18 protein-coding genes are annotated in these 8,507 nt (G+C 60.2%); all 18 read left to right on the top strand.

Translation table 11 applies throughout. The annotated features are described in order from the left end of the window. Window positions 1-129: elongation factor Tu (gene tuf, locus VKP62_07745; GenBank protein MEB3197084.1), on the top strand; the 129-nt coding region annotated here is incomplete at its 5' end. 107 nt (window positions 130-236) lie between these two features. Then, window positions 237-545 (top strand): 30S ribosomal protein S10, encoded by a 309-nt coding sequence (gene rpsJ / locus VKP62_07740; protein MEB3197083.1) that lies wholly within the window; start codon window positions 237-239, stop codon window positions 543-545. 125 nt (window positions 546-670) lie between these two features. Continuing rightward, window positions 671-1,303, top strand: a complete 633-nt coding sequence (gene rplC / locus VKP62_07735) for a 50S ribosomal protein L3 (protein MEB3197082.1) — start codon at window positions 671-673, stop codon at window positions 1,301-1,303. Window positions 1,304-1,312: 9 nt separating this feature from the next. Next, complete coding sequence (rplD, locus tag VKP62_07730; protein MEB3197081.1) at window positions 1,313-1,936, top strand: 50S ribosomal protein L4; 624 nt, start codon at window positions 1,313-1,315, stop codon at window positions 1,934-1,936. Then, on the top strand, window positions 1,933-2,229 hold the full coding sequence (rplW, locus tag VKP62_07725) for a 50S ribosomal protein L23 (protein MEB3197080.1): 297 nt from the start codon (window positions 1,933-1,935) through the stop codon (window positions 2,227-2,229). The genes rplD and rplW overlap by 4 nt, the downstream gene beginning before the upstream one ends. Before the next feature lie 16 nt (window positions 2,230-2,245). Continuing rightward, window positions 2,246-3,070 (top strand): 50S ribosomal protein L2, encoded by an 825-nt coding sequence (gene rplB / locus VKP62_07720; GenBank protein ID MEB3197079.1) that lies wholly within the window; start codon window positions 2,246-2,248, stop codon window positions 3,068-3,070. 13 nt (window positions 3,071-3,083) lie between these two features. Then, on the top strand, window positions 3,084-3,356 hold the full coding sequence (gene rpsS / locus VKP62_07715) for a 30S ribosomal protein S19 (GenBank protein MEB3197078.1): 273 nt from the start codon (window positions 3,084-3,086) through the stop codon (window positions 3,354-3,356). A gap of 19 nt (window positions 3,357-3,375) precedes the next feature. Beyond that, entirely contained in the window at window positions 3,376-3,738 is a 363-nt protein-coding gene (gene rplV, locus VKP62_07710; protein ID MEB3197077.1) for a 50S ribosomal protein L22, read from the top strand. 6 nt (window positions 3,739-3,744) lie between these two features. Continuing rightward, the gene (rpsC, locus tag VKP62_07705) at window positions 3,745-4,497 is read left to right on the top strand and encodes a 30S ribosomal protein S3 (GenBank protein MEB3197076.1); all 753 of its coding nucleotides are present in this window, start codon (window positions 3,745-3,747) and stop codon (window positions 4,495-4,497) included. 64 nt (window positions 4,498-4,561) lie between these two features. Next, window positions 4,562-5,017: a 50S ribosomal protein L16 gene (gene rplP, locus VKP62_07700; protein MEB3197075.1), complete on the top strand. Its 456-nt coding sequence runs from the start codon at window positions 4,562-4,564 to the stop codon at window positions 5,015-5,017. Between the two features lie 16 nt (window positions 5,018-5,033). Then, the gene (gene rpmC, locus VKP62_07695; GenBank protein MEB3197074.1) at window positions 5,034-5,231 is read left to right on the top strand and encodes a 50S ribosomal protein L29; all 198 of its coding nucleotides are present in this window, start codon (window positions 5,034-5,036) and stop codon (window positions 5,229-5,231) included. A gap of 20 nt (window positions 5,232-5,251) precedes the next feature. Then, a complete protein-coding gene (gene rpsQ, locus VKP62_07690) occupies window positions 5,252-5,497 on the top strand; it encodes a 30S ribosomal protein S17 (protein ID MEB3197073.1) in 246 nt (81 codons plus the stop codon). A gap of 39 nt (window positions 5,498-5,536) precedes the next feature. Continuing rightward, the gene (gene rplN / locus VKP62_07685) at window positions 5,537-5,905 is read left to right on the top strand and encodes a 50S ribosomal protein L14 (GenBank protein ID MEB3197072.1); all 369 of its coding nucleotides are present in this window, start codon (window positions 5,537-5,539) and stop codon (window positions 5,903-5,905) included. Window positions 5,906-5,929: 24 nt separating this feature from the next. Next, on the top strand, window positions 5,930-6,262 hold the full coding sequence (gene rplX, locus VKP62_07680) for a 50S ribosomal protein L24 (protein ID MEB3197071.1): 333 nt from the start codon (window positions 5,930-5,932) through the stop codon (window positions 6,260-6,262). A gap of 133 nt (window positions 6,263-6,395) precedes the next feature. Further along, window positions 6,396-6,974 (top strand): 50S ribosomal protein L5, encoded by a 579-nt coding sequence (gene rplE / locus VKP62_07675; protein MEB3197070.1) that lies wholly within the window; start codon window positions 6,396-6,398, stop codon window positions 6,972-6,974. 28 nt (window positions 6,975-7,002) lie between these two features. Further along, window positions 7,003-7,308, top strand: a complete 306-nt coding sequence (gene rpsN / locus VKP62_07670; protein MEB3197069.1) for a 30S ribosomal protein S14 — start codon at window positions 7,003-7,005, stop codon at window positions 7,306-7,308. A gap of 206 nt (window positions 7,309-7,514) precedes the next feature. After that, window positions 7,515-7,916: a 30S ribosomal protein S8 gene (rpsH, locus tag VKP62_07665; GenBank protein ID MEB3197068.1), complete on the top strand. Its 402-nt coding sequence runs from the start codon at window positions 7,515-7,517 to the stop codon at window positions 7,914-7,916. A 9-nt stretch (window positions 7,917-7,925) separates the two neighbouring features. After that, entirely contained in the window at window positions 7,926-8,498 is a 573-nt protein-coding gene (rplF, locus tag VKP62_07660) for a 50S ribosomal protein L6 (protein ID MEB3197067.1), read from the top strand. Window positions 8,499-8,507: the final 9 nt, after the last annotated feature.

Here is an 8,507-nt window from a genome sequence, read left to right as displayed (position 1 = left end):
CCCGGCGACAACATCCAGATGGAGATCGAGCTGATCACGCCGGTGGCCATCGAGCAGGGCATGCGCTTCGCGATCCGCGAGGGCGGCCGCACGGTGGGTGCTGGCGTCGTGGCCTCCATCAAGGTCTGATCCTCCTCGGGCGGCGTGGGCGGCCTGGTCGCCCACGCCTTCGCTCACTTTATGCGTTCCTGTAAGCCGAAGGGCTGATTGGACGCCACCCTAGAGGTTCTGTTAAAATGGCTCAACAAAAGATTCGTATTCGGCTCAAGGCTTTTGACCATCGCTTGCTGGACAAGTCGTCCGAGCAGATTGTGGAGACTGCCAAGCGCACGGGTGCTGCGGTCGTGGGGCCTATTCCCCTTCCGACCCACAAGGCCATCTATTGCGTGAATCGTTCCCCACACGTGGACAAGAAGTCTCGTGAGCATTTTGAGACCCGGACCCACAAGCGGTTGATCGACATTCTCGAGCCGACGCACAAGACGGCTGAGGCGCTGATGCGCTTGGATCTCCCCGCCGGTGTGGATATCGTGGTCAAGCTGTAACTGTCAGTCTCGCGATTGGCATCCTGGGTGAGGACCCCCCTGTGTTCACAGCCGCAGGGCTATCTCATTCAGATAGATAGATTCCCGGCAGCAAACGCCCGGCATCTAGGAGGAAAAGAAAGTATATGGCGATGGGTTTGATTGGCCAAAAGGTCGGCATGACGACGATCTTTGATGAAGAGGGGCGCGCCATCCCCGTGACGGTTGTGCAGGCTGGTCCTTGCACGGTCGTTCAAAAGAAGACCGCGGCGACCGACGGCTATGACGCTGTCCAGGTTGGCTACGGTTCGGCGAAGGAATCGCGTCTGTCCCAGGGTGAGAAGGGTCACTTCGCCAAGGCCGGCTTGAAGCCTGCCCAGGTGTTGCGTGAGTTCCGTCTCGACGTCGCTGGCTACGAGGTGGGTTCCGAGATCAAGGCGGACCTGTTTTCGGCCGGGCAGCTGGTCGATGTGACCGGCACGTCCATCGGTAAAGGGTTTGCGGGTCTTCAGAAGCGGTGGAACGCCGGCCGCGGGCCGATGTCGCACGGTTCCAAGTTCCACCGGCATCCTGGCTCGATCGGTGCGGGCACCACGCCGAGTCGCGTCTACAAGGGCCGCAAGATGGCTGGCCGCATGGGCGCCGAGCAGGTCACCGTAAAGAAGCTGACAGTGGTTGGCGTGGACGCGGACCGCAATCTTCTTTTGATCAAGGGCGGCTTGCCTGGCGCCGAGGGTGGCATCTTGATTGTTCGCCCGACCGTTCGAGTTGGGAAGTAGGAGGCCGACATGGCTGGAACGATTCAAATTTTTGATGCCAAGGGCACCAAGGCTGGCTCCTTTGCCTTCGCCGAGGCTTTCTTGCCTGAGGCCCCCCACGTGCACCTGATGCACCTCCACGTGATTCGTCAACTGCGTCACAAGCGGGCCGGTACCGCCAGCACGCTGACCCGCTCCGAGGTGAGTGGCGGCGGGAAGAAGCCTTGGAAGCAGAAGGGAACGGGCAATGCTCGCGCTGGCTCCATTCGCTCCCCCCTGTGGCGTCATGGCGGCGTCATCTTCGGGCCCAAGCCCCGCAAGTTCTCTTTGAACCTGTCGGTGAAGTCCCGTCGGTTGGCTCTCCGCTCCGCCCTGTTGGCCAAGATTGCCGACACCATCGCCGTCTCCTCTTTCGGTATCGAAGCCCCATCCACCAAATCGCTGGTGGCTTTCCTGGGCAAGCTTCAGGTCCAAGGTAAGGTGTTGTTGCTGGTCAAGTCGGCCGACCAGGCGCTCTCGCTCTCGGCTCGTAATCTGAAAGACGTCAAGCTGGTGCTGGCTTCCAATCTCAGCGTCAAGGACCTCCTTGCGGCCGATCGGGTCGTCGCGACTGAAGAAGCCCTCCGTCATATCGAAGAGGTGTTCAAGGCATGACCGACCTGTACAATGTGATCAAGCGCCCCCTGATCACTGAGAAGAACACGGCGCTCAACGAGAACAACACCTACTGTTTCGAAGTGGATCGGAAGGCGAACAAGATCGACATCGCGCGCGCCGCGAAGTTGCTTTTCAACGTCGACGTGGTGGATGTCAACACGTCCGCGATGAAGCGCGTGAAGAAGGTTCGCAAACGCACGGGCGGTAGGATTGAGTCGCTCGTTAAGACCAAGAAGGCTTACGTGAAGCTCGCTGAGGGCAGCACGATCGACTTCTACGGTTCGGTCTAGGGAGGCCTGAAAGCAAATGCCTATCAAGAAGCTACGGCCCATGACCCCCGGACAGCGGGGCATGAGCAAGAGCACGTTCGAAGAACTCACCACGGATCGCCCGGAGAAGTCACTTCTCACGCCACTGAAGTCCAAGGCTGGTCGCAATGCCCAGGGCATCGTCACCACTCGTCATCGCGGCGGCGGCCACAAGCGTCATTACCGTGTGATCGACTTCAAGCGCAACAAAGTCGGAGTTCCCGGTAAGGTCGTCACCATCGAGTACGATCCCAACCGCAACGCCCGCATCGCTTTGGTCAATTACGTGGACGGTGAGAAGCGTTATGTGCTCGCCCCCGTCGGTCTCGAAGTGGGGATGGTGATCATCGCCTCTCCCGATGCCGATATCAAGGTGGGCAACGCGTTGCCTTTGCGCAACATTCCGCTTGGTACCAATATCCACAACATCGAGCTGCGCAAGGGGAAGGGCGGACAGATCGTTCGCGCTGCCGGTGCGATGGCTCAGCTGGTGGCCAAAGACGGTGAATATGCTCAGGTGAAGCTCCCTAGCGGGGAGCAGCGTATGGTCCATATGGATTGCATCGCGACGATCGGCCAGGTCGGTAACATCGACGCCAAGAACATGAAGCTTGGTAAGGCCGGGCGTAAGCGGTGGATGGGCGTTCGCCCGACTGTGCGTGGCGTGGTTATGAACGCGTGCGACCACCCCCATGGCGGTGGTGAGGGCAAGTCACCCATTGGTGGCAAGCCGCAGACCCCCTGGGGCAAACCCGCGATGGGCTTCAAGACCGTTCGGAAGAAGGTCTCGAGCAAGTTCATCGTCCGTGAGCGGTCCCGTTAATTAGGAGCCATCGATGTCTCGTTCACTGAAAAAGGGTCCGTTCATTCATCCCTCGCTTGCCAAGCGCATCGAGGTCATGAACGGCCGAAACGAAAAGAAGGTCGTCAAGACCTGGTCACGCGCCTCGACCATCGTGCCCGCCATGATTGGTCACACGATTGCCGTGTACAACGGCCGGAAGCACGTGCCCATCTACATCACCGAACAGATGATTGGTCACAAGCTGGGCGAGTTTGCTCCCACGCGCCTCTTCAAGGGGCATGCTGGCCAAGAGCGCGGTCGCTAGGTCAGGGGAGGATAGTTAGATGCAAACTCAATCGAGTGTGAAATACGTCCGGATGTCCCCCTTGAAGGTCCGCCGCGTGCTGGACCAGATTCGGGGCAAGAAGGCGCTCGAGGCTCAGACCATGCTGAACTTCTTGCCGCACGCTGCGGCCCAGGTGCTCGGCAAGATCCTCAAGTCGGCGATCGCCAATGCGGAAAACAACCACCAGGTTCCTGCCGCCAAGCTTTTCGTCAAGGAAGCTTTCGTCGACCAGGGGCCCACGTTGAAGCGGTTCCAACCCCACGCGCAGGGCCGCGCCTTCCCGATCAAGAAGCGCACCAGTCACATCACCATTGTCGTTTCCGACACGCTTGGCGTGCGCGGCAGCGAGAGCAAGGAGTAACGCGTCATGGGGCAGAAGATTCATCCCATTGGCATGCGCCTGGGGATCAACCGGACCTGGTCCAGCCGCTGGTTCGCGGAACCCAAGAACTATCCGGCCATCGTGCTGGAAGACGATAAGATTCGTTCCTTCGTCAAGAGCAAGCTTCATGCTGCCGGGATTTCTCGGGTCGACATCGAGCGCAAGGCCGATCAGGTGGACGTCAACATCTTCACCGCGAAGCCTGGTGTGATCGTCGGTCGTGGCGGTCAAGGTATCGACCAGCTTCGCAAGGACCTGGCGGGTCTGACCAACAAGAAGGTTCAGATCAACGTGCAGGAAGTGACGCGCATCGAGGCCGACGCCGTTCTGGTGGCTGAGTCCATCGCGTCTCAGCTCGAGAAGCGAATCGCTTTCCGTCGCGCGATGAAGCAGGCCATGATGCGGGCCATGAAGTCGGGTGCCAAGGGCATCAAGGTCATGGTGGCCGGGCGTCTTGGTGGCGCTGAAATTGCCCGCACCGAGTGGATGCGCGAGGGGCGGATTCCCCTCCATACCCTTCGTGCTGACATCGACTATGGCGTTGCCACCGCACAGACTGTTTACGGCGTGATCGGCGTCAAGGTCTGGGTCTTCAAGGGCGAGGTTATCCCTGGTGCCGAGGTGGCTCCCGAAGCCGCCGCACCGCGTCGTCGCGAGCGGACTGATAAGGGCGAGCGTGGCGAGGGTCGTGGTCGGCGTGAGCGGGCCGCGGAGTCGAAAGACGCTGCTGAAGACTAGTTGCATGCTGGTGTGACCGCCTCTGGTCCTCCAGAGGCGGCTCCCTATACCGAGGATTTCATCCATGTTGATGCCTAAACGCACCAAATTCCGGCGCCACCACCGTGGCGACCGTTCTGGCCACGAAACCCGGGGCACGCAGGTCAACTTTGGCGATTTCGGCCTGGTTGCGCTCGACCCCGCCTGGATCACCTCCCGTCAGATCGAGGCCGCGCGTCGCGCGATGACTCGCTCGATCAAGCGTGGTGGGAAGATCTGGATTCGTGTTTTCCCTGACAAGCCCGTGACGGCCAAGCCTGCTGAAACCCGCATGGGTTCCGGTAAGGGTGCGCCCGAGTACTGGGTGGCCGTGGTCAAGCCTGGCCGCATCCTGTTCGAGATGAACGGGGTGACGGAGGAGTTGGCCCGTGAAGCGATGCGCTTGGCGGCTCACAAGCTTCCGATCGCGACGAAGTTTGTCAGCCGTGCCGAGCAACAAGCCCAGTTGGCGGCCGCTGAAGGAGGCGCCCGTGAAGACTAAGACCAGCAAAAAGGAACTGCAAGAGTTCAGAGGCCTGCCGGAGGCCGACATTCGCGCCAAACTCAAGGAAGCCAAGGAAGACTTGTTCAAACTTCGTTTCCAGCTCGCCATCCGTCAGTTGGAGAACACCGCCCAGATCGGCGAAGTTCGGAACCGCATCGCGGTTTTACAGACGGTTCTCCGCGAGACCCAGGCGACCGCTGCCGCGCAATAGACCACTAAGGAAACCAACCAATGCCCAAGCGTGTAATTACTGGCAAGGTCGTCTCGGACAAGATGCAAAAGACTGTCGTTGTGGCGGTCGAGAGCACCGTTCCGCACGGCCGTTACAAGAAGCTCGTCAAGCGCACCAATACCTTCAAGGCGCATGATGAGGAAGACACCGCGCGTGAAGGAGACGTCGTCCGGATCGAGGAAACTCGCCCGCTGTCGAAGGACAAGTCGTGGCGGCTCATCGAGATCGTGGAACGCGCCCAGTAAGGCTTTCGCCCGGTCGGGCGCTACCGAAGGACACTCATCATGATCCAACAACAATCCCGATTGACGGTTGCCGACAACACCGGCGCGCGCGAGCTGATGTGCATTCGCGTCGTGGGTGGTGGTAACCGCACCTTCGCCAACATCGGCGACATCATCGTGGCCGTCGTGAAGGATGCCATTCCCAACATGCCCGTGAAGAAGTCGGACGTGGTCAAGGCCGTCGTCGTTCGCTCCCGCAAGGGCGTGCGTCGGGTCGACGGCTCTTACATCAAGTTCGATGAGAACGCGGCCGTCATCATCAACAAAGACAACAACCCCCGGGGGACCCGCGTGTTTGGTCCGATCGCCCGCGAGCTTCGTGACAAGAACTTCATGAAGATCATCTCGCTGGCTCCGGAAGTCATCTAGTCAGACGATTGGAGATCAGCGACCATGCAGCGCATCAAGAAGGGTGACATCGTGATGGTCACCGCCGGCCGCAAGGAGGCCGAGGGTGGCGACCGCGGCAAGACCGGTGAGGTCTTGCGGGTCAATCCAGAGAGCAATCAGGCGGTGGTGCAGGGCGTCAACGTCCGGACCAAGCACCAGAAGCCTTCCATGACCAATCCTCAGGGCGGCATCGTGAAGCAGGAAATGCCGGTTGATATGAGCAAGCTCATGCCGATCGATCCCGCCACCAAAAAGCCGACCCGGGTCAAGGTCAAGACGTTGGCCGATGGAACCAAGGTTCGCATCGCCAAGTCGGGCGAACAGCTCGACAAGTAAGCCGCGCGAGGCTTGATTCGCGCACTTTAACCCTCGCGAGCTGGATACGTCACCAGGAGGTCGCTCCCGGTTTTGCCCGGAAGACCTCCTCGTCAATCGTCTGACGCCCAGTTCCTGAATTCGGAGAATATCTATGAGTACCCAGGCGCTTGCTCGCCTCCAGGAAAAGTACCAGAAAGACGTCGTCGCTGCCCTCATCAAGGAGTTCAACTATGAGAACCCGATGATGGTGCCCCGGCTGGAGAAGGTTGTGGTCAACATGGGGCTCGGCGAAGCCGTTCAAAACCCCAAGTCGCTGGATGTCGCCGTTCGTGACCTGACCTCGATCGTGGGTCAGAAGGTCATGGTGACGCGCGCCAAGAAGTCGATCGCCACCTTCAAGCTTCGTGCTGGTATGCCCATCGGCGCGATGTGCACCCTGCGTGGGCGTCGGATGTACGAGTTCCTCGACCGCCTCTTTACGCTTGCGTTGCCGCGCATTCGTGACTTCCGTGGGGTGAGCGACCGGGCCTTTGATGGCCGCGGCAACTATACCCTCGGGCTCAAGGAGCAGATCCTGTTTCCTGAAATTGAGTATGACAAGGTGGACAAGGTTCGTGGCATGGACATCACGTTCGTGACCACAGCCCGCACGGACGAGGAAGCGCGAGCCCTGCTTCGGCTGATGGGCATGCCTTTCCGCAGCGCGGCTGGCGCCGTCTCCGCCTCCTGACCGGTTGTTGACGTAGGAGATTCATCATATGGCTAAGAAGTCCAAGTGGGCCAAGCATGCACGCCAGCAACGGGCGATTGCCAAGTTCGCGGCCAAGCGCGCCGAGCTCAAGGCAATCATCAACGGCAAGGCCAAGAGTGTGGACGAGTACAACGATGCTCGCCAGAAGCTGGCTGACCTTCCTCGCGATTCGAACCCGGTTCGGTTGCACAATCGTTGCCAGCTGACGGGTCGGCCGCGCGGGTACTATCGCGATTTCGGTCTTTGCCGCAATCAGCTGCGCAAGCTCGCTCACGAAGGCAAGCTGCCTGGCGTCGTCAAGTCTTCCTGGTAGGTGGACGGAAGGGGCGCTCCCGGCAGGGGCGCCCCTCTTCTTCTGTGGTTAGATCCCGTCCTTGGCGTGAACGCCCGGGTTCGTGGTAAAATTTAATTCTCGCTTGTTCACGCTTTAACCAGCTTGAATTTGGCGAACTGGGTCCCACTGGCTGGCTGTGCGAGGGCCATCGCGTCCCGCAAACGCAGCCTGTTTGAGAGGTAACCATGCCCGTCACCGATCCCATCGCGGATATGCTGACCTGCATTCGGAACGCCAACACGGCGAACCTGGGCAGCACGGAGTTTCCGAACTCCAAACTTAAGCACGAAATTGCACGCGTCCTTCAATCTGAGGGTTACATCGACGGTTTCGAGTTGGTCAACGCTGAGTCGGGTAAGCCCCGCATTCGCGTCGATCTGAAGTACGTGTCCGGCAAGCGGCGCGTCATTACCGGCATCAAGCGCATCTCCAAGCCTGGCTTGCGGGTGTATGTCGGCAAGCATGATCTTCCCCGGGTCCTTGGTGGACTTGGCATCGCGATCCTGTCCACGCCACGGGGCGTCCTGACTGACCGGGACTGCCGCAAGCATGGCGTGGGCGGCGAAGTCCTCGCGTACGTTTGGTAGGAGGCACCCATGTCACAATCTCGTATCGGAAAGCGTCCGATCACCGTGCCCGCCAGCGTGAAGGTCGAGATTTCGGCCGGTCGGGGTACTGGTCAGACCGTTCTCGTGACCGGCCCGAAGGGCTCCCTGAGCCGGACCCTGCGTCCGGAGGTTTCCGTCTCCCTCGAAGACGGCGTGCTGCTCGTCTCGCCTGGCGGCGATACCAAGACCGCCCGCTCGCTGCATGGTCTCTCTCGGACCCTGGTCTTCAACATGGTCGAAGGCGTTACCAACGGCTTCAAGAAGGTGCTGGAGATCAACGGCGTCGGCTACCGTGCCGCTGTCGCCGGCAGCAAACTCACCCTCCAGATGGGGTACTCCCACCCTGTCGAGATCGAGGCGCCTGCTGGTATCACCTTCACCGTCCCACCCGGCCCCAAGCCCTCGGTGGTGGTGGAAGGGATCGATAAGCAATTGGTGGGCGATATGGCCGCCAAGGTCCGCTCGGTTCGTCCGCCTGAGCCCTACAAGGGCAAGGGCATCAAGTATGACTACGAAGTCATTCGTCGCAAGGCCGGCAAGTCCGGCGGTAAGAAGAAGTAAGGAGGCGCG

The organism is Candidatus Sericytochromatia bacterium, from assembly GCA_035285325.1.
Lineage (GTDB): Bacteria > Cyanobacteriota > Sericytochromatia > S15B-MN24 > JAQBPE01 > JAYKJB01.
This window is presented reverse-complemented; position numbering and strand designations above follow the sequence as displayed.